The 18302-nt window shown below is 60.4% G+C and carries 25 protein-coding genes; 12 read left to right on the plus strand and 13 right to left on the minus strand.

Going from position 1 to position 18302, the window contains the following annotated elements; translation table 11 throughout:
- The first annotated feature begins 45 nt into the window (after positions 1 to 45).
- Positions 46 to 687, plus strand: coding sequence for a hypothetical protein (locus SynA1544_RS09220; RefSeq protein WP_186513154.1), 642 nt, complete (start codon positions 46 to 48; stop codon positions 685 to 687).
- 196 nt (positions 688 to 883) lie between these two features.
- Here the strand turns inward: SynA1544_RS09220 and SynA1544_RS14800 are convergent, their stop codons facing one another.
- From SynA1544_RS14800 to SynA1544_RS14810, 3 genes are all read right to left on the minus strand, one after another.
- Positions 884 to 1468 carry an IS3 family transposase gene (locus tag SynA1544_RS14800; RefSeq protein WP_255477556.1) on the minus strand — a complete coding sequence of 195 codons (585 nt, stop codon included), beginning with the start codon at positions 1466 to 1468 and terminating at the stop codon, positions 884 to 886.
- A 19-nt stretch (positions 1469 to 1487) separates the two neighbouring features.
- Positions 1488 to 1655 (minus strand): IS3 family transposase, encoded by a 168-nt coding sequence (locus SynA1544_RS14805; RefSeq protein WP_255477522.1) that lies wholly within the window; start codon positions 1653 to 1655, stop codon positions 1488 to 1490.
- Positions 1656 to 1767: 112 nt separating this feature from the next.
- On the minus strand, positions 1768 to 2070 hold the full coding sequence (locus SynA1544_RS14810) for a transposase (protein WP_255477523.1): 303 nt from the start codon (positions 2068 to 2070) through the stop codon (positions 1768 to 1770).
- A 291-nt stretch (positions 2071 to 2361) separates the two neighbouring features.
- On the opposite strand from SynA1544_RS14810, the gene SynA1544_RS09230 reads away from it, so the two are divergent.
- The gene (locus SynA1544_RS09230; protein ID WP_114987861.1) at positions 2362 to 2613 is read left to right on the plus strand and encodes a hypothetical protein; all 252 of its coding nucleotides are present in this window, start codon (positions 2362 to 2364) and stop codon (positions 2611 to 2613) included.
- A gap of 2 nt (positions 2614 to 2615) precedes the next feature.
- Here the strand turns inward: SynA1544_RS09230 and SynA1544_RS09235 are convergent, their stop codons facing one another.
- From SynA1544_RS09235 to SynA1544_RS09245, 3 genes are read right to left on the minus strand one after another with little or no spacing between them, the layout of a single operon-like run.
- Positions 2616 to 3377, minus strand: coding sequence for a metallophosphoesterase (locus SynA1544_RS09235; protein WP_186513155.1), 762 nt, complete (start codon positions 3375 to 3377; stop codon positions 2616 to 2618).
- The gene (locus SynA1544_RS09240; RefSeq protein ID WP_186513156.1) at positions 3355 to 3588 is read right to left on the minus strand and encodes a TIGR02450 family Trp-rich protein; all 234 of its coding nucleotides are present in this window, start codon (positions 3586 to 3588) and stop codon (positions 3355 to 3357) included. Before SynA1544_RS09240 ends, SynA1544_RS09235 begins: the two co-directional genes overlap by 23 nt.
- Complete coding sequence (locus SynA1544_RS09245; protein ID WP_186513157.1) at positions 3588 to 3854, minus strand: DUF3764 family protein; 267 nt, start codon at positions 3852 to 3854, stop codon at positions 3588 to 3590. The genes SynA1544_RS09240 and SynA1544_RS09245 overlap by 1 nt, the downstream gene beginning before the upstream one ends.
- Before the next feature lie 146 nt (positions 3855 to 4000).
- On the opposite strand from SynA1544_RS09245, the gene SynA1544_RS09250 reads away from it, so the two are divergent.
- Positions 4001 to 4456: a Fur family transcriptional regulator gene (locus SynA1544_RS09250; protein ID WP_186513158.1), complete on the plus strand. Its 456-nt coding sequence runs from the start codon at positions 4001 to 4003 to the stop codon at positions 4454 to 4456.
- A 15-nt stretch (positions 4457 to 4471) separates the two neighbouring features.
- Here SynA1544_RS09250 and SynA1544_RS09255 read toward each other — a convergent pair whose 3' ends face one another.
- From SynA1544_RS09255 to stpA, 5 genes are all read right to left on the minus strand, one after another.
- Complete coding sequence (locus SynA1544_RS09255) at positions 4472 to 4672, minus strand: hypothetical protein (RefSeq protein WP_006850862.1); 201 nt, start codon at positions 4670 to 4672, stop codon at positions 4472 to 4474.
- A gap of 104 nt (positions 4673 to 4776) precedes the next feature.
- Positions 4777 to 5172: a hypothetical protein gene (locus SynA1544_RS09260; RefSeq protein ID WP_186513159.1), complete on the minus strand. Its 396-nt coding sequence runs from the start codon at positions 5170 to 5172 to the stop codon at positions 4777 to 4779.
- 3 nt (positions 5173 to 5175) lie between these two features.
- Positions 5176 to 5391: a DUF3721 domain-containing protein gene (locus tag SynA1544_RS09265; RefSeq protein WP_255477558.1), complete on the minus strand. Its 216-nt coding sequence runs from the start codon at positions 5389 to 5391 to the stop codon at positions 5176 to 5178.
- A 48-nt stretch (positions 5392 to 5439) separates the two neighbouring features.
- Positions 5440 to 6393 carry an arsenosugar biosynthesis radical SAM (seleno)protein ArsS gene (arsS, locus tag SynA1544_RS09270; RefSeq protein WP_186513161.1) on the minus strand — a complete coding sequence of 318 codons (954 nt, stop codon included), beginning with the start codon at positions 6391 to 6393 and terminating at the stop codon, positions 5440 to 5442.
- A 75-nt stretch (positions 6394 to 6468) separates the two neighbouring features.
- On the minus strand, positions 6469 to 7677 hold the full coding sequence (gene stpA, locus SynA1544_RS09275) for a glucosylglycerol 3-phosphatase (RefSeq protein WP_186513163.1): 1209 nt from the start codon (positions 7675 to 7677) through the stop codon (positions 6469 to 6471).
- Positions 7678 to 7857: 180 nt separating this feature from the next.
- Here stpA and SynA1544_RS09280 point away from each other — a divergent pair, with 180 nt between their 5' ends.
- A complete protein-coding gene (locus SynA1544_RS09280; RefSeq protein WP_186515530.1) occupies positions 7858 to 9162 on the plus strand; it encodes a Rieske 2Fe-2S domain-containing protein in 1305 nt (434 codons plus the stop codon).
- Here SynA1544_RS09280 and SynA1544_RS09285 read toward each other — a convergent pair whose 3' ends face one another.
- Positions 9163 to 9615, minus strand: coding sequence for a hypothetical protein (locus SynA1544_RS09285; protein WP_255477564.1), 453 nt, complete (start codon positions 9613 to 9615; stop codon positions 9163 to 9165).
- Between the two features lie 287 nt (positions 9616 to 9902).
- On the opposite strand from SynA1544_RS09285, the gene SynA1544_RS09290 reads away from it, so the two are divergent.
- The 8 genes from SynA1544_RS09290 to SynA1544_RS09325 all read left to right on the plus strand — a co-directional run bounded on the left by SynA1544_RS09290 (position 9903) and on the right by SynA1544_RS09325 (position 17940).
- Positions 9903 to 10466 carry a glutathione S-transferase family protein gene (locus tag SynA1544_RS09290; protein WP_186513165.1) on the plus strand — a complete coding sequence of 188 codons (564 nt, stop codon included), beginning with the start codon at positions 9903 to 9905 and terminating at the stop codon, positions 10464 to 10466.
- A gap of 143 nt (positions 10467 to 10609) precedes the next feature.
- Positions 10610 to 12124, plus strand: coding sequence for a hypothetical protein (locus SynA1544_RS09295; protein ID WP_186513166.1), 1515 nt, complete (start codon positions 10610 to 10612; stop codon positions 12122 to 12124).
- 70 nt (positions 12125 to 12194) lie between these two features.
- Entirely contained in the window at positions 12195 to 13325 is a 1131-nt protein-coding gene (locus SynA1544_RS09300) for a phosphotransferase enzyme family protein (RefSeq protein ID WP_255477565.1), read from the plus strand.
- Position 13326: 1 nt separating this feature from the next.
- Positions 13327 to 13902, plus strand: a complete 576-nt coding sequence (locus SynA1544_RS09305) for a DOMON-like domain-containing protein (RefSeq protein WP_186513167.1) — start codon at positions 13327 to 13329, stop codon at positions 13900 to 13902.
- A 38-nt stretch (positions 13903 to 13940) separates the two neighbouring features.
- Positions 13941 to 14960 carry a lytic transglycosylase domain-containing protein gene (locus SynA1544_RS09310; RefSeq protein ID WP_186513168.1) on the plus strand — a complete coding sequence of 340 codons (1020 nt, stop codon included), beginning with the start codon at positions 13941 to 13943 and terminating at the stop codon, positions 14958 to 14960.
- Positions 14961 to 15003: 43 nt separating this feature from the next.
- Positions 15004 to 15675, plus strand: a complete 672-nt coding sequence (locus SynA1544_RS09315; RefSeq protein WP_186513169.1) for a hypothetical protein — start codon at positions 15004 to 15006, stop codon at positions 15673 to 15675.
- Positions 15676 to 15703: 28 nt separating this feature from the next.
- Positions 15704 to 17029, plus strand: a complete 1326-nt coding sequence (locus tag SynA1544_RS09320; protein WP_114988009.1) for an O-acetylhomoserine aminocarboxypropyltransferase/cysteine synthase family protein — start codon at positions 15704 to 15706, stop codon at positions 17027 to 17029.
- Positions 17030 to 17046: 17 nt separating this feature from the next.
- Positions 17047 to 17940 carry a homoserine O-succinyltransferase gene (locus SynA1544_RS09325; protein WP_186513170.1) on the plus strand — a complete coding sequence of 298 codons (894 nt, stop codon included), beginning with the start codon at positions 17047 to 17049 and terminating at the stop codon, positions 17938 to 17940.
- A 25-nt stretch (positions 17941 to 17965) separates the two neighbouring features.
- Here the strand turns inward: SynA1544_RS09325 and SynA1544_RS09330 are convergent, their stop codons facing one another.
- The gene (locus tag SynA1544_RS09330; protein WP_186513171.1) at positions 17966 to 18283 is read right to left on the minus strand and encodes a hypothetical protein; all 318 of its coding nucleotides are present in this window, start codon (positions 18281 to 18283) and stop codon (positions 17966 to 17968) included.
- Positions 18284 to 18302 lie beyond the last annotated feature (19 nt).

Consider the following 18302-nt stretch of genomic DNA (forward strand, 5'->3'; position numbering starts at 1 on the left):
AGCGGCTATCAAGGCGGGTGCTTAATCAAAACAGCCACAATTATTATGCAATTAATTATTGACGACATTGCCGATATCAGTGATTTGACTGACTATGCAAAGGAAGCTTTTACGAGCGGCAGTACTGACCGAGTAGGCCGTGCTATTCACGAATCACTATTGAACCAGTTGCGCGAGGGCTATCAGCCCGAGGGTGAAATGTTCGGTGTGACCAATCAGCGTGTGATGATTTGTAGTGTCAACGCTGAAACACACGAAGAACGTGCTGTCCTTGCACGCAATGCAGGTCGTGCTTTTGCTGCAAGTTCATTCGAAGAAGACGAAGCGTTGCTGTTTATTGGATGCAGCAGTGTCGGTGTCGTTCACAGTGATAGTGCTGAATATGCATTCACGTATGTTCAGGATTTGTCTGCACTGCGTGCTGCCGATTCACGTGAGAGCCTTGCTGATGCATTCAAGAATGCTGAAGTCAGGATGTTCCTTGATGAGCTGCGTAATAATGCAGTTGTAGCAACGCATAACGACGGTGACCTTTGTGTAACCAAGGATGAATACGACCGACTTTCTAAAGAAGCCAAGGTCGGTAAGACCACCGGTCAGAACAACCTATTAGGTGAAACGTTAATCGGTTCTATCACCAGTATTCCGTTTGTTCAAAACGGAGGACTGAATTCCGATAACAACTAAAGATGAGCCGCTTACCAGCGGCTATTACCGTGGGCGTTACTTCAAATCAAACTATGAACAATGAACTACGACAATTAGTACGACTACGATTTAGACAACTATGAGTATCAACAACAGATGTTGATCGCAATGAATGACCGTGCTGATAGTCCATTCCTAGTGACTGAAGCTGAACGAGATGTGAGGTGGATGGCTTTTATTGGACAGTTCTGGCCCCTGACATCGTTAACTCCGGGCGGGAGGAACAGGGTTCAGTTTCAGTGTAGACCTCTTGGGGAGTTTTGCCTCCCAGAGAGCTGTGTGGCCTTACATGGCAGTACCTCCAAAGGAAGCGGGCCAGGTTGACTTCAGCCTCCCAGCCATCGTTGTAGGCATGCAGATACACCTCCTCATATTTGAGGGTTCGCCACAATCTCTCCACCAGGATGTTGTCGTAGCAGCGCTTTCTACCTGACCAGCTGATCTTGATTGTCTCTTCCCGCAGCCTGGCCACGAAGTCAGAAGAGGTGAACTGGCATCCCTGATCAGCGTGGAAGATCTCCGGCTTACGGCCACCACTGAGGGCCATCTCCAATGCTTGCAGACAGAATTCCGTGTCAAGGCTGTTTGACAGCTTCCAGCTGAGAACATTTCTGGAGAACAGATCCACGATTGCCACCAGGTAGAGGAATCCCTTCTGCAGCGGGATGAAGGTAATATCGGTCGCCCAGATCTGGTCCGCTGCCCTGACTTGCTTGAGGTCCACCAGGCAGGGAAATCGCTCGGATGGCTCGCCTGGCACGGTGGTGCGGGGTTGTTGGTCAATCGCCTGTCAAACCTTGGCGGCGCATGAGCTTTCGCACCCGATCGCGGCTGATCGGGATGCCTTCTCTGGCCAGGTACTCGACCATCCGACGGCTACCGCTGCACGGATCGTCCAGATCAAGAGCATCGATCCTGGCCATGATCCGCAGCGTCGATTCCCGCACCGGTGTCGGCCGGTAGTCATGCGTCGATCGGGGTAGGCCCAGCAGTGCACATTGGCGGCTGATGCTGAGCTCAGGGTGGCCTGGATCGACCAGCTTTCGCAGTTCACGGGCATCAGAGCAGCTGAGATTTTTTTTGGAGCCACTCCAGTTCCATCTGGAGCTTGCCGATCTGCTGGAACAGCTCAGCTTCTTTGGCCTGGCCCTCCTCCTTGTCCTTGCTCTTCTTGCCTCGCGTCAACAGCTCACTGGCGCCATCCAGCAGCTGCTTCTTCCACTGGCTTACCTGGATGGAGTGGATCGCGTGATCAGCAGCGATCTCCTGGATTGTCTTGCGGCCACTGATCGCCTCCATGGCGACTCTGGCCTTGAATTCGGGACTGTGGGTGCGTCGCTTGCTCATGAGTGGGAGCCCCATTTCAGGGGCGATACCCCACCTCAGAGGTTAACGATGGGACCTGTCCAGAAAAACCAGACCAGCTCACTTTCTGTAGTAATTGCAAGCGATTTGAGTGATGCACTGGCGTCTTAAAGCTGGTCGCTGGCATTCAATGTGGTGGCGGCCCCCGGTGTTCCGCCCACAGCAATGCAGCAGCCCGCCCCCCAGCAACACCCCCTGGGCAACGTCTCGCTCTCGAGTCAGCGACCCACGGCGAAAGGATTCTGAGGAGAACTGTCAGAGTCGTCCGATTGCATCTGTTCAAGATTCATGGGTGACTCCGCGCCGCTCCAGCAGGCCAAAGCGATCGCAGCGGCGCTGGAGCAGCTGGCCGACCAGCTGCGCCCTGAGGTGATTCGTGCAGCACGACTGGATGACGATGGGCGCCGCGATCTCGACCGGATCGAATACGCCCTCGGGACCATCGGCAAGGCCTTGATCCTGACGGACTACTCCATCGACGAAGAGAAGGACATCGACAAACTCAAGGCCTTCCGCGAGTCGCAGAAGGGAATGGGCTGAATTCAGATGCTGCTCCAGCGCAGCACCCGGTGCTGAACGGCTCCATCTGGCGTCAGATCGAGCAGCCTTCCCCCCGGATCATCGGCGCGATCCAGGGGGCAGGGCTGCACCGCTTTGAAACTGCAGAGCGTGGATGGGCATCCGAGCAGAAGCACGTCTGGCCGCGTGGCCCAGGCCCCCTGCCAATGCTGATGGATGTGTCCAAACAGCACCGCCCGCAGGGCCCGATGGGGACGCAACAGCTCCTCAAAATCTGCCTGATCGACGAGCCTGATCGCATCCATGCAGGCATCACCGATGGCGACCGGTGGATGGTGCAGGGCGACCACCAGAGGCAGATCACGGCGCTCCGAGCACCGCAGGCGCTGCGCCAGCCACTGGAGCTGAAGCGAGCCAAGGGCACCGGCGGCTGAACCCACCCGATGGCTGCTCAGCAGCAGCACTCTCACGCCTTGCACCAACAGATCAGCTGGTGCCGTCGTCCAGCGTCTCCCCAGCACCGCATCGAGCAGCAGCGGGTGATCGTGGTTGCCGGGCAGCAGAGCCACCGAGCAGCGCACGTGTTGGCTCAGGGCTCGCCGCAGCCGGGCATAACCACCCCAGCTTTCGTCCTGGCAAAGGTCCCCCGTCACCAGCACCAGATCGGGGTTCAAGGCCCCACCAAGCTGGAGAGCTCGCTCGAAGTGAGCCATGGCCGGCCGACCGCGCACCAGCCCCTGATCAGCGGCCACCAGGTGTGGATCACTGAGTTGAAGAATCCTCATCGCTCTCCGGAATGGACTGCCAGCCGCTGCTCCAGCGGGATGGATCCTTCAGCTCACTCCAGAGCACCCGCTCGCGCTGTGAAGGAGCCAGCACAGCCGCCAACTCAACCCATCGCAGCGGACCACGCCCGCCTTGCGTGATCAGCTCGAAATGGCGGTAACCGGCCACCGGGCGCTGGCTGGTCCAGGCCCGGGCAGGACGCCAGGCCATCAGCTGGCGACGAACACCTGACTCACGGTGCTCTCAATCACGTGCCCCGAAGCCGCGATCATGTCGGTGTTGTCGGCGATGAATTGCTCCATTACCCCGGGAGCGGCTTGCATCACCGCGCAGACCTTGCTGGGGTCGTCCTTGCTGACACCTCGGTAGAGCGAGGTGATGCAAGCGATGTTCTGCAGCGGCAGGGATGCGTCATAGGTGGCGACCCATTCGGCAAATGACTTGGTGATGGTGAAGGTGAGGACGTGGGTTTCCATCGACCAGAACAACAGCGTCGGCGGACGCTATCACCAACGTTCATCGTCCTCATCGGCAACCGTTGGGATCCGACGAAGGACCTGATCCTGAGGGCAAGACAGCACTCTCATTAAGGCCTACTCTTGAGAATGAGCGAGGAGAAGCTGTGACATCGTCCTCCGCGCCAGCCGCAACGGACATCACCCTGCAGCAGGGGCTGCATCAGGACGGTCGCCGTCTGACCCCGCAGCGCAAACGGGTTCTTGAGCTGTTCGAGCGCTGTGGGTCCGGCTGCCACCTCAGTGCCGAAGAGGTGCACCAGCAGCTGGCGGCCCTTGAGATGAAGGTGTCTCTGGCAACGGTGTATCGCACCCTGCGCCTGCTGGCCGATATGGGGCTACTCCAGGAACTGGAGCTCAGTGAAGGGGGGCGACGCTTTGAGCTCGCCGTTGACGATCACCGCCAACATCACCACGTGGTGTGCATCCGCTGCGGCCGTACCGAGGAATTCGAAAGTGAACCCGTGCTGGCAGCAGGAGCTGCAGCAGCAGCCAATGTTGGTTTTCAGTTGATTGAGTCGAGCCTGAACGTGCGTGCGATCTGCCCCAAATGTCAGGGATAGATCGCAACACCTGAATCATTCGGCACGAAATTCCTTGTCGTAGAGATCAGCCACCAGAAGCTCGATCAGCTGAACGGACACCAGTTCCTTTTCCCGTCTCAAAGTGTTCAGCAAGATCTGAACCTGGCGGTGATGCATCAATGACACTTCACCCATCTCCAACCATCGGGCACTGAGCAGGGTTTGAAGACGTTGGCGTGGCGACGATGGTGACATCAGATGCGCCCTGTTTCGCACACTGAAGCCAGCAGCACAGCCTCTGAAAAGGCGCGAGCAACAGAAGTCTTCCGAAGCTTTTGTGAAGCAGACGCACGGGCTGCTTACTGAGGATGCTCGTTGCAGGGCATCCAGTAGCGATCGCCCATGCGATGCACACCCTCACAACCCAATTGGCGCGCCTGTTCTTCCGCCTCTTCGCGACTGGGATAGGCCAGATAGCGGGGGTTGGTGGTGGAGCGGATCTGAATCAAGCCCATGCTCATCGGGCCGGCCGTGATCACCCCCATGGTGTTCACACCAACCGCCACCAATCCCATCCCGACGATGGCGGCATTGATCACGCCCATCGCCACCACACCAATCGAAACCACACCCATCGGCACAACACCGATGCAGATCACTCCCATCGGCACGATGCCGATGGAGATGGTGCCGAGGGGAGCCACGCCGATCGCGATCCGCTTCGGCTTGCTGCCGCAATGCCCGCCTTCACTCATGAATCAGTGAGCCCCGTGGTGGTCGGCATCACCGTGCTTATCGCAGACCATCCACATTTTGCCCATCTGGTGGGCACCGGTGCAGCCAAAACCTGGGGCCGCCGCCTCAGCTTCAGCCTGCGTTTTGAACATCGCCTGCTTGGGCTTGCCGTGGGATCCGGCCATGGCCGTTGTTGCCGTGAGCATCAACGCGGCGATGGCAAAACAGATGCGTTGCAACGGGATGGCCTGTCAACAGATCCACCCACTATGCCCATAACGCGCTGATCAGCCCTGAAGCGCCCCGCCACAACTTGAGCCGGCGCCAGCGGTGCAGCCAAAACAATGCGGGGCCGTGTGGATGGGCTGATCCAGTGGAACAGCCTCAAGCTGGATCAGATCACGAAGGTGACGCACCTCACCGGGGCAGGGCAGGCCGAGCTGCTGATTGAAATCACAGTCGTAGAGATGGCCCTGCCAATCCACACTGATCAGCTGACGGCACATCACCGCCCCCAGATTGTCCGGGTTGTGCGCGTCCTCCAGAAGGGTCTGATAACGCGGCAAATCGCCACTGCGTTCCAGTTGCTTGGCGAAACGTTGGATGGGCATGTTCGCCAACGTGAGCAGACGATCGAAGCGAATCCCCAACCCGCCCAAGACCTTCTTGTAATCCGCCTCCAAGGCTTGCTGGGGAGGAGGCAGAACCGGACCCAGCGGGTTGTAGACGAGATCCAGCTGCCGGTTTGGATCACCCGTTCCATAGCCCAGGGCATTGAGCTGTCGCAGTCCGCTGATGCTGCGCTCAAACACGCCATCGCCCCTCTGTTGGTCAACGTTCTCGGCGCTGTAACAGGGCAGGGAGGCGGTGATGCAAACGCCCTGCTCCGCCAGGAATTCAGCCAGATCGTCCTGACCGGGTTCGCTGAGGATCGTGAGATTGCAGCGGTCAATCACGGTGGTGCCGCGTGAACGTGCCTGGCGCACCAACGCGCGAAAACCCGGGTGCAACTCCGGTGCTCCCCCCGTGAGATCGAGGCAGGAAATGGAATGCCGTTCAAGGATCTGCGGAATCAACGCCAGCAGATCCGCACTCATCATCTCGGTGCGGGTGGGCCCTGCATTGACATGGCAGTGGGCACAACTCTGGTTGCAGCGGTAGCCGAGATTGACCTGCAACGTTGTGAGCTGTCCGCGCTTCAGGGGCGGGAAAACGGTCACAACAACAGCCACCGGCTCCACGCGGATGAGGCTGATTCTTCCAGACAGACCATGTCCTGGCGAAAGAAACGGATGCTCCCGCTGCTCCGCAGCTGATCAACCCACCCGGCGACGCTCAGAAAGCTGACGGAACCAGGCGATGTACTGCTCCGGGCCATCGGGCATGAGCGCGTCAATCCGCAGGGGATCCTCCGGATCGGTGATGCCTCGCAAAGTCCCATCGGCATGGCTGGGGCGATCCACCTCTCCATGGCTGCTGTCAACAAGGACAACGCGATTGGATCGACCGCACCAGGCACCGAGGTCCTGCAGCAGGTTGAGGAAACCGCGATCACTCCCACCCCGTAACCAGCCCGTGCCATCAGCCGATGCCGTGGATGTGACCGTGTCTCCCACACCCACCAGCAACGGCATCCGTTCCGCGGGGATGCACTGCTGCACCAACGCCAACAGCGCTTCGGGATCGTGGGGAGCCGTTCGCACATTGAACGTCTCACCCAAGGGAGATTCACCCCAACGGCGCTGGATGTGCTGATTGAGCAGCACCAGAAGGCCGGCCTCCTTGATGGAGCCGGTGAGCATGAATTGAATGTCGGTGGTTCCCACATCACCTGCAGCAGCGGGCTTGATCCGTTCCTGACCTTGCGCATCACGGCCCAGGTTGGGAGCCACATGCAGGAAAAACGATTCCTCCAGGCCCTGGCCTGCCGCCTCAGCAAGCAACTGATGCATCAGCTCCGAGAGCATCATCTGCAGGGCCTGCTGAGTGCTGACATCAGCGAGGACAAGTTCAAAAATCCCGTTGAGATTGATGGTGGGTGACACCTGGGTGTCCAACACCGCGGCTTTGGCCACCTCGGCCAGATCATCCACCCCCAGCTGCGGCAGCAGGCCGGGCAATCGCTCCATCAATAGAGCTTCCATTCGGGTGGGGGCTGCAGCGAGGAACGCCATTTCCGCCGGCGAGACCCCGGGGTGGCTCAAGTCGCCAAAGCGATCCTGCAGCTGCACCCCTCCAGCCGCCAGGCCTGGCAGATAACGGCCCTCATGTCTAGGGAGATCGGAATTTCCCAGGGCCTGCTCCACGAGGCGGTTCACCCCGCGCCGCCCTTCATGCTCACCGTTGGTCAACACAGCGAATTGACCATCCAGATCGGCGACCGCATCCACATAGGACGGGTCCATGCGCCGCGTCAGTGGATCCTTCACCAGTTGCATGCAGACGCCGTCCAGGTCCTGCACGATCAGCAGATCCTCAGCACCGGTGAGTTCCTGCAGCAACTGGTCGGGCGTCAAACGGGGCATGGAGGTTCAGGGGAGGTCGCTGCAGCCGACGGAACAGCGGTGCACTTTCATCGCGCAACTGATTAGTGCCAAACCCGTAAGAAGTCCAGTGGGGGAAGGCAGTCAGAAGCACGGATGACAAGCGAAACACCACAGCCAAGCCATCCGGCCAGCGAACATGACGGCCTTGATGCTCCTGCCATGCACCCCACCTGGACCGAACATTGGTGGCCGATCAGTTATGTGCAGGACCTCGACCCCAATCAGCCGAGCCGGTTCACACTGCTGGAACGGGATCTGGTGATCTGGTGGGATCGCGCCGCATCGAGCTGGCGGGTCTTCCCGGATGTCTGCCCCCATCGTTTGGTGCCCCTCAGCGAAGGGCGGATCAACGAGGAAGGGCTACTTGAATGCCCCTATCACGGCTGGAGTTTCGACGGCGGCGGCCAGTGCCAGCGCGTGCCGCAGGCTCTCGAGAACACCCAGCCCAACAACCGTCGATCCCGCTGCGCCAGCCTTCCCACAGCCACGGGGCAGGGGCTGCTGTTCGTGTGGATGGGAGCCCCCGATGCCGCAGACCCCAGTCAGCTCCCCCTGGTGCCAGCCCTGGAGGAGAACCCCGACAGCTGGACGGTGCAGGACACCTTCAGGGATCTGCCGATGGATGCCGTGACCCTGCTGGAGAACGTGCTGGATGTGAGCCACGTTCCCTTCACCCACCACAAGACCGTCGGCAAACGGGAGAACGCCGCGCCGGTGGAAGCTTCCATCACGGGGGAAGACGCCAGCGGCTTCACGGCCCACTGGGAGGAGGGGCCGCGTCGGGGCAAACTCGGCGCCCAATCCACCACCTTTCATGCCCCGCAGCTGATGTGGCATGACCTCACCGCCAAGGGCTTCGGTCGAATTCTCACGGTGGTCTACGCCGTTCCGATTCGCCGCGGCGAGTGCCGCCTCTTCGCCCGCTTCCCCTTCCAGTTCCAATCCGCCGTCCCCCGGCTGCTGATCGGATTAAGGCCCCGCTGGTTGCAACACATCGGCAATCACAAGGTGCTGGAAGACGATCAGGTGTTCCTGCACTGGCAGGAGCGGGTGCTGGAGCGAGCCGGCGGCAGCCCCGCCGTGGAACGCAGTTTTTTCATGCCCACAACGGCAGATGTCTACGTGGCGGCTCTGCATCGCTGGTTGAACGCCAACGGCGGTGAGCCCTTTGCAGGACAACCCCTACCTCCAAGGCAAAGCACCACGGCGCTGATGGATCGATACAACAGCCACACCATCCATTGCAGCAGCTGCTCGTCGGCGCTGAAGCGGATTCGTGCGGCACGCCCCTGGGCCTGGGCCCTGCTCTGGGGATCCGCCGTGCTTGTGGGCATCCAGCAGGGCAGCGGCTGGAGCAGCACCGGCTTGGTCACCGCCGCCATTTCGGCCCTGGCACTGCGGCAACTCAACCGCTGGGAGCAGGGGCTGACCATTGGCAGCGGCGCGGCCCCCCGCAACCGCTGATCAGAGTCCCGGAACAGGAAGCAAGGTCGGCTTCACCTTGCCCTGGATGTCGACCTTGCCGCCGATGGTGACTTTGTTGTCGACAGACACATCGGCTCGCACATCCAGCGGGTCGTCAGCCGTGACAGACACCTGCCCTTCCACCCCGGTGACCCGTGCATCGGCATTGACCGTCACAGCCCCCGCAATCGATTTCACCGACACAGGACCTTCAATCGCCAGCGGCACATCGCCGCCGATGGTCACCTGCTCCTGCACCACGACCGGCAAAGGGCTGTCGGATCGGATGGTGACATTGGGCGGAAGCACCAACTTGTCGACCTGCAACCCACCCTTGATCGCGATGGGGATGGGCCGACTCAACAACTTGGCGGCAGTGACCGCCAGAACCAAGCTGGACAACACAACCGCAGCGGGCCAGCGGTACGCCATCAGCAGTTCACGGCTGGTCACAGGCCTATAGGCAATGGTTTGATCGCATTACAGCGTGTTTGAACCGGGCCTGCCCGTGATGACGCCCGCCCTGCCACATCAGGCCGCTATCGACCAGATGTTTTTGCGTGCACGCCGAAGCAAAGGATTGACATGTCACATGTCCAACACAACGGGATCCCCATCAATGCGTCCAACAATGCATCCAAATTGCGGGCAACATTGACATCAAACCCCACCAGAGCTTGCACAACGCAACGACACTGGTTCATTCCAATGGATAGCATAGAGAAAGTTAATAGTCAGCGATGACGCTTTATCTCTACGGCGGCCCCAAGACCCGTGTTTCAATTCCGAAATGGTATTTAGCAGAAAAAGGAATTTCTTACGAATACGTCAATATTGACCTGGCAGCTCGTCAAAACCTTGCAGCGAGCTACCTGGAGGTCAATCCTTTCGGCAAACTGCCTGCCCTCAAAGACGACAGCAATGGTATAGTGCTGTTTGAATCGGGCGCCATTCTTCAGTATTTGTCTGAGAATTACGCCAACGAAGTCCATGACGCCGCAACACGAGCCTCGATCAGCCAGTGGATTCTTTTCGCCAACTCCACACTGGCAATTGCTTTGTTCGTTCCCTCCAATAAGGAGCGGGAGTTCCCCAGGCTGATGGCAACGCTGAATGACATCTACGCCAAGAAACAGTTTCTGGTGGGGGATTGCTGGACCGCAGCAGACTGCGCAGTCAATGCATACCTCGGCTATCTCCCCATTTTCTATCCCAACGAAGACCTCTCCGCTTATCCCAACATCCAGGCTCTCAATGAGCGAACACGATCCAACCCGAATTACAGAACAATCATGGGCCTTTGAATCATTCAATTGCCGTTGAATTTCACGCCTTTCTTTCATTTAATTTCCCGCCCTGCTCGATGCTTCCAACTCCGCATCACCAAGGGAATGGCGTTTGTCTGTTGTGAGCAGCCTCATCGGGAACGCTGCTTAGGCTTGCCGGCATGCGCAATTCCTTTTTCGATCAGAGCCTGGACGCCGGCGCAATCCGCCGGCGCGTGCAGGAGCTGGCGATCGGCAAGGTGGGGTTCTACAGCGTCGGCCTGTATCCGGCCTCCCTGGCTTACAACTGCGCCATGCAGAACGCCGAAGGACGTCTGCTGCTGGCCCCTCGCCCGGGACGGGACCTGCTGGGAGCCTTCCCCAAAGAGACAATCGCGTCCATGGACGACGAGCACGTCGAGAGCGTGCTCGAGATGGGCGGACACCGCAGCGGCGGTGAGCTGGTTGCCAACAGCCTGAGCGATCTGATCCAGCGCTGTGAACTCGTAGTGCTGAGCGCCAACAGCAATCACATCGAAGAGGACCTCCAGGAAGCCTGTCGGTTGCGCCAGGAGCTCCATCGAGAGCAGGTGGTGCTGGCTTGCCTGGCGGGATCCTTCAGCCATGACCCGATCAGCAACAGCGCCTATGTGCTGTGCGAACAACAGCCCGAGCTCGCCTTCTTCTCCGGCTTTCACCGCCATGGAGCGCTGCGCAACCCCTTCGACAGCTTCACGGCCAACTTCTGCCATCCCAATGCCCTGACGGCCATGTTGGGGGCCCAGCTGATGGATCAGCTTTCCCCCAACATCCAGGTCTCCGCCGGTGTTCACAACGTGGAGGGGCAGTTCATCAAAGCCGCCAAAAACATGGCCTCGGTGTTCGCCGGCTTCGGCTACGGCTTCCATCAGGACAACCCAGGCGTGTTGCCGACGCTGCTGACCCTGCTGCTCAACCAGTGCCTGGATCAGGCGGCCACCGTGTCCATGGCACGCCCGGACCGACAACGGCTTTACCACCGTCAACCCTTTCCCCTCACGGAACTGGGCTACGCCGTCCCCAGGATTGAATCCACCCTGGTGCGCGATGGCGACTTCGAACGGGTGCGGGACCACACCTTCAGCCAGCTCACGGCGATGGTGGCTGATGTGCGCGGCAGCATGATGCTGCCGGTCTCCGGCAGTCCCACTCGCAATTTCCAGGCCGGACAAGTGATGGCCGAGGCGATGCGAGAGCAGGGCCGCTGCCCCCACTCCATGGAGGAGTTGGAACAGTGGTGTGAAGCCGCAGGCCTGCGCAAAGGCGGACTGGAGGGTCTGAAATCACTGCGGTATTGGCCTCAGATCGCCCGCAAATACGGGATTCCTGCCCATGACGCCTCCATGGTGAATCTGCTTTACATGGCGATTTACGGTCGGGCGGGCGTGAAGGACACCGCCTACCAAGTGATGACGGAAAGCCGGGAACTCTCCAGCTACTGCCAGGAATCCGTGCGCCCCAGCCACAGCCGTCGCTACGCCGAAGCGCTGCAAAACCTCGATGTGCCCAAAGCCCTCGACCTCGTGGTGAACGCCGTGATTGCTGACAACGCCAATCAGGCCATGGGCAGAAAGATGGCTCTCAACGAGAACAGTGAGACCGGAACGCCGGCCTACCTGGAGCTCATGGATGTGATCGAAAGCCAGCTTGAGGCCTGAGTCGGCTGTGGTTCTGCACACCTGAACGGGGCAGAGCACCGGAAGAGCGGCAAGGTGCCGTGTTAGACCCATGCGACCGTTCATGACCGAGGCGCTGGAAGCCATCGCCGATCGCTTCCATCCTCGCGAGGGGATCAAAGCCATTCGCTCCCTTGGCTCGGGCAACGTCAACGAAACCTTCCTTGTGACCCATGAGGGGCAGGACGGTGCCTTCGTGATGCAACGCCTGAACACAAACGTGTTCGATCGGCCTGACCTGGTGATGCAGAACCTGCAGGCCCTGGGTGAGCACATGGAACGCCGTCTCGCCTCTCCACCCCCACAACTGAAGGGGCGGCGCTGGGAAGTGCCCAGGGTGGTTCCCTGTCGGCGAGAGGCCTCCCCCTGGATCGAACAGAATGGAGAGTTCTGGCGCTCAATCACGTACATCGGTGCGGCGACCACCAGCGACGTCATCCGGGACAGTGCCCACGCCCAGGAAGTGGGATACGGGCTGGGAATGTTCCACCACCTGATCAGCGATCTGCCTACCGATCAACTGGCGGACACCCTCGAGAATTTCCATGTCACGCCGGCCTACCTCCAACGCTTCGATGCGATCGCCCCGGCCCCAGACCGCCTGGAACCTGCCGAGCGTGACGCCTGCGCGTTCATCCAGGCACGTCGCCAGGGCATCGATGTGCTGGAAGCAGCACTCAAACGCGGTGAACTCCATCACCGCCCCATCCATGGGGACCCCAAGATCAACAACGTGATGATCGACGAGGCCAGCGGCCAGGCGATCGGTCTGATCGATCTGGACACCGTCAAACCGGGGCTCATTCATTACGACATCGGGGACTGTGTGCGCTCCTGCTGCAATCCAGCCGGTGAGGAAACCCTCTGCCTCGACGATGTGAGCTTTGACATGGAGCTCTGTGAGGCGATCCTGACGGGCTACCTGACCGTTGCGGGTGGGTTTCTGAGTGACTGGGACCTGCACTATCTGCCCCACTGCATCCGCCTGATCCCCCTGGAGCTTGGCCTGCGCTTTCTCACGGATCACTTGGAGGGCGATGTGTATTTCCGCTGCGATCGACCCGGGCACAACTTGCAACGGGCCCTGGTGCAGTTCCGACTCACAGAAGCAATTGAGCAGCAGTTCAACGCGCTGGAGCACCTGGTAGCGCGGCTGAAGCAGCAGCCAAGTCCAAGCCTCTGAGATGGCGCGTTCTGCCGTGATGCTGCGCCAGGGCTGCCGCCTGATTCCCTTTGAACAGTCCATTCCAGCGGGGGTCCAGATCAGCGCTGAGCTGGTGTGGAGGCGCGAGGGTTGGCTGGAACTCAGCTACGGGGTTCTGGCTCGCGCGGCCAAGGGCATTGGTGTCCTGAAGCTGCCGGAGGAACTGAACGACGGGCCCCAACAGGGGCAGCGCAAAGATGAGCTCTGGACCACCACCTGCTTCGAAGCATTCATCGCTGCCCCCGGAGAGCAGCGTTATTGGGAAGTGAATCTGGCGGCCAATGGCGATTGGGCGCTCTATCGCTTCGATGGCTACCGCAGTGGACAAACGCAACAGGAGCTGAGCACACCCCCAACGGTGCGGCTGCAACGCGGGTTGCACCAACTGCGGCTCGACGCCCGGATTTCTCTGGAGCCCTGGTGGACACCAGATGTCTGCCCAGACCTGGCGCTGACGGCTGTGATCGATCGCGGGCAAGAGGGTCAGAGCCATTGGGCCCTCTGCCACGGCCAGAAGCCGGACTTTCACGACCGCAGCACGTTCCTGGCGGCCTGAACCGCACCGTTAGGGTCAGCAGAGCGCCTCGGCCTCAAATGCGCAGCCGCAACTTGCTGATTGTCTCGGCCGTCACGGCAAGCCTGCTGACAGGGCTGTGGCTGAGACCAAAACAGCCGCAGGCATCAGCCGAAGCGGTTGTGTCCCAGCAAGCTGTTGCCAAGCCAGTGATGTCTGAGCCAGTGGTGACTGAGCCAATGGCGAAGGCGCCTGTGCTGCTTCCTGCCCAGGCCAGCCAACCGACAACCAAAGACGGCCGGCAGTACCCCCTTGTGCCAGCTGAGCCAGCCGAGCTGGCAACACTGCTGGCGGCCGTTGAACAGGCGCTGAGGGATCCCGCCACAGCGGCCGAGGCCCTGCCCGATCTCGGCCATCAACAACAGGTGATCTACCGGGTCTTGTCGACGGACCAACCCAGATCTCAGCAGGTCGTTAACGCGTTACCCCCGCGCTGGCGCAGCGTGGCCGAACGCCACCTGGCAGCACGGCGTGAATTCGTTCGCATGAGCCGCGGCCGTGAACCGACGATGCTCCCCGCCTGGCGGATCATCCAGCCCGAACCAGCGGCGAATCTGCTCAGCTATTACCGCAAGGCGGAGGCAGCGACAGGGATCGAATGGGAGGTTCTGGCGGCCGTGAACCTCGTGGAAACCGGCATGGGACGCATCGATGGCATCTCCGTGGCCAATGCCCAGGGCCCGATGCAGTTCCTGCCCACCACCTGGGCCGAACCCGGCATTGGCGCCGGGAACATCCGCGATCCCCACGACGCCATCCAGGCAGCAGCGCGTTACCTGGTGAGGCGGGGCGGACTGCAGGACATTCGCCGCGGCCTCTGGGGCTACAACAACAGCGATTACTACGGCCGCGCCGTGCTGCTCTACGCCTCACTGATGAAGGAGGACCCCGCGGCCTACACCGGCCTGTATCACTGGGAGATCCACTTCAATGCAGCGGCCGGTGATCTCTGGCTGCCCGTGGGTTACAACCAACCGCAGCGCATCACGGTTGAGCAGCATCTGCAGGCCAACCCCGTCAGCAGATCACCAAACGGGTGAGCATCGACACCTACGCTGAGACCTGGCGTGATCCAGGAAGCGGGTGTCCAAGGAAACCTCCCATCGCGGTGATGAACTGAAGGGTCTCGGCTGGTCCGAGGCAGATGTGGCTCGCTACATCGAGCTGTGGGAATACCGGCAGCGCTGGGGGGCCATGAACTTGGAGCGGGAGGATCGCCTGTTCCTGCGCAAGGCCGAAAGAGCTCTGCCGGCGATTGTGACCGGACGGGCCGCCGCCAAGAAATCAATCAAAGACAAGACCTACTACCGCTGGCTGCGCTTCCATCTCGATGCGATGACCGAAGCCGAGGCGGGGATGGGCCTCGGCGAGGGTGAACGCGGAGCTTGGCCTGTGCTGCTGGAGGCTGAACTCCGTTTGCTCGACCATTACGAGCCCGTGCTCGGCTTGCCCGACACGTTGAAAGCCAAAGCCCTCAGCCCTGTGCGTGAAAAGCTCACGGCCCAAGTGGCTGCTCTCGGCAACACCAAGGCCTACGACTTCCAGGCGCCCCTGATTGCGCTGAAAGCAGAAGACAGCAGCAACCGCTGGAAGCATCTGCGCGAGGTGGATGCGAGTGATCGCACTTATCCCTTGCTCAGCGCCGATGGCGTGGCTGGATTCCGCAGCGAAGCGCACCGCGACATCCAGGCGGTGATCCGCAGCACCTTCCCTTCTTTGGCGGAAACCGACAAACCCGAGCTCTCTGACGACTAGAACTGGGGCAGTGGCCCCGCCGAAGACCATGTCTCACCGCTTCGAGACCCTGCAGCTGCACGCCGGGCAGTCTCCGGACAGTGCTACCAACGCGCGGGCGGTTCCGATCTATCAGACCAGCTCCTACGTCTTCAATGACGCCGAACACGGAGCCAACCTCTTCGGTCTGAAGGAGTTCGGGAACATCTACACCCGCCTGATGAATCCCACCACCGACGTGTTCGAGAAACGCGTCGCCGCCCTCGAAGGCGGGGTGGCCGCATTGGCGACAGCATCAGGCCAGTCGGCTCAGTTCCTGGCGATCACCAACTGCATGCAGGCGGGAGACAACTTCGTTTCAACGTCTTATCTGTACGGCGGCACCTACAACCAGTTCAAGGTGCAGTTCCCTCGCTTGGGAATCGACGTGCGCTTTGCCGAAGGCGACGACGTTGCGAGCTTTGCAGCACAAATCGACGACAACACCAAGGCGCTCTACGTGGAAGCGATGGGAAATCCCCGCTTCAACATCCCCGACTTTGAGGGTCTTTCAGCGCTTGCCAAAGAGAAAGGCATCCCCTTGATCGTCGACAACACCCTGGGAGCCTGTGGAGCTCTGCTGCGACCAATTGACCACGGCGCTGATGTGGTTGTTGAAAGTGCGACCAAGTGGATCGGGGGCCACGGCACCAGCCTGGGGGGCGTGATCGTGGACGCCGGCACCTTCAACTGGGGCAACGGCAAGTTCCCGTTAATGAGCCAGCCCAGCGCGGCTTATCACGGCCTGGTGCACTGGGATGCCTTTGGCTTCGGCAGTGACGTCTGCAAAATGCTGGGCTTGCCCGATGACCGCAACATCGCCTTCGCCCTGCGGGCCCGGGTGGAGGGCCTGCGGGATTGGGGGCCGGCCGTCAGTCCGTTCAACAGCTTCCTGCTGCTGCAGGGCCTGGAAACCCTGAGCCTGCGCGTTGAGCGCCACACCGAAAACGCCATGGCCCTGGCCACCTGGCTGCAGGACCACCCCGCCATCGCCCATGTGAGCTATCCCGGTCTGGCCAGTGATCCTTACAACGCTGCCGCGAAGAAATACCTGACAGGCCGTGGCATGGGATGCATGCTGATGTTCTCCCTCAACGGTGGCTACGACGATGCGGTTCGCTTCATCGACAGCCTCAAGCTGGCCAGCCACCTCGCGAATGTGGGGGATGCCAAAACGCTGGTGATTCACCCCGCGTCCACGACCCACCAGCAACTCAGTGAGGCGGAACAAGCTTCGGCTGGCGTGACCCCCACGATGGTGCGGGTCTCCGTCGGACTCGAACACATCGACGACATCAAGGCCGACTTCGAACAGGCCCTCGCCGTTCTCAGCTGAATGACGTCCCAGCTTCCATGGCGCTGATCCTTCCTGGCACTTACCACAAAATCGCGGAGGTTGAACGCAACCGGATTTCCTGGATTGAGCCTGAACAGGCTGAACGCCAGGACATCCGGCCTCTGCGGATCGGCATCTTGAACATCATGCCGCTGGGCAAGCAGTACGAGTTCAACCTGCTGCATCCGCTGGGCCTATCGGTTCTGCAGATCGAACCGATATGGATTCGCCTCAACTCCCACGCCTACAAGAGCTGGGATCAGAACCATCTCGACCAGCTCTATGTGAGCTGGGATGAAGCCTTGTCCCAGGGTCCTCTGGATGGCTTGATCATCACCGGTGCCCCCGTGGAACACCTGCCCTTTGAACAGGTCAGTTACTGGAACGAACTGGTCCAGTTGATTGAGGAAGCGAGAAGCACCTGTGCCAGCACTCTCGGACTGTGCTGGGCCGGTTTCGCCCTCGCCTACCTTGCGGGCGTCGACAAGGTGGCCTTCCAGCAGAAGCTGTTCGGGATCTACCCGATGCGCAGCCTTGTCCCGGGGCATCCATTGATGGGAACCCAGGACGACCATTTCGTCTGCCCCCAAAGCCGACATGCCGGGCTGCCGGATGCCGCGATGGAAGCAGCCGAACGGGACGGACGTCTTCGCTTGCTCGCCCATGGCGAACAGGTGGGCTACACCATTTTCGAGACACCGGATCAGCGGCAGCTGATGCACCTCGGCCACCCCGAATACAACGTGGGGCGGATCCTCGGAGAAATGGAACGCGACCGAGCCCGCGGAGATGTTCCGCCGCCCGAAAATTTCGATGCGGCCCAACCCCAGACCCTCTGGCGCTCCCACCGGAACCTTCTGTTCCAGCAGTGGCTCTGGTTCTGCTATCAGCGGGTGAGTCTGAAGGCTTGATCAGGCCTGGCTGCAGCAGCCCCCCTCAACCGTGTCGTTTCGGAGTGGGTTCCAGATTGGCCGAAGGCTCCTGAGCCACGCCATCCGGACGCTCAGCGGATTTGCGATTGAGTTCCCGCTCCAGCGAGGCGATGCGTCTCTCGCGAAGGCAATGACGGCAGCCACCCAGGGTTTGAAGATGCTTTTCCGGTGTGATCGTGATCGGTTGAACCGGATGGGCGTTGCAACGGATTTGAACGGGGCTCTTGTAACTCCGCCAGCGGATCAAGCTGTAATCGAACTGATCACCAAAGCGTTGTACAGCACGCTTGAGGAATTCGTCTTGGGTGATTCGGGCTCCCATGCTACCGAATGTATGGGAC

Origin of the sequence: Synechococcus sp. A15-44, assembly GCF_014280115.1 — a bacterium.
GTDB lineage: Bacteria > Cyanobacteriota > Cyanobacteriia > PCC-6307 > Cyanobiaceae > Parasynechococcus.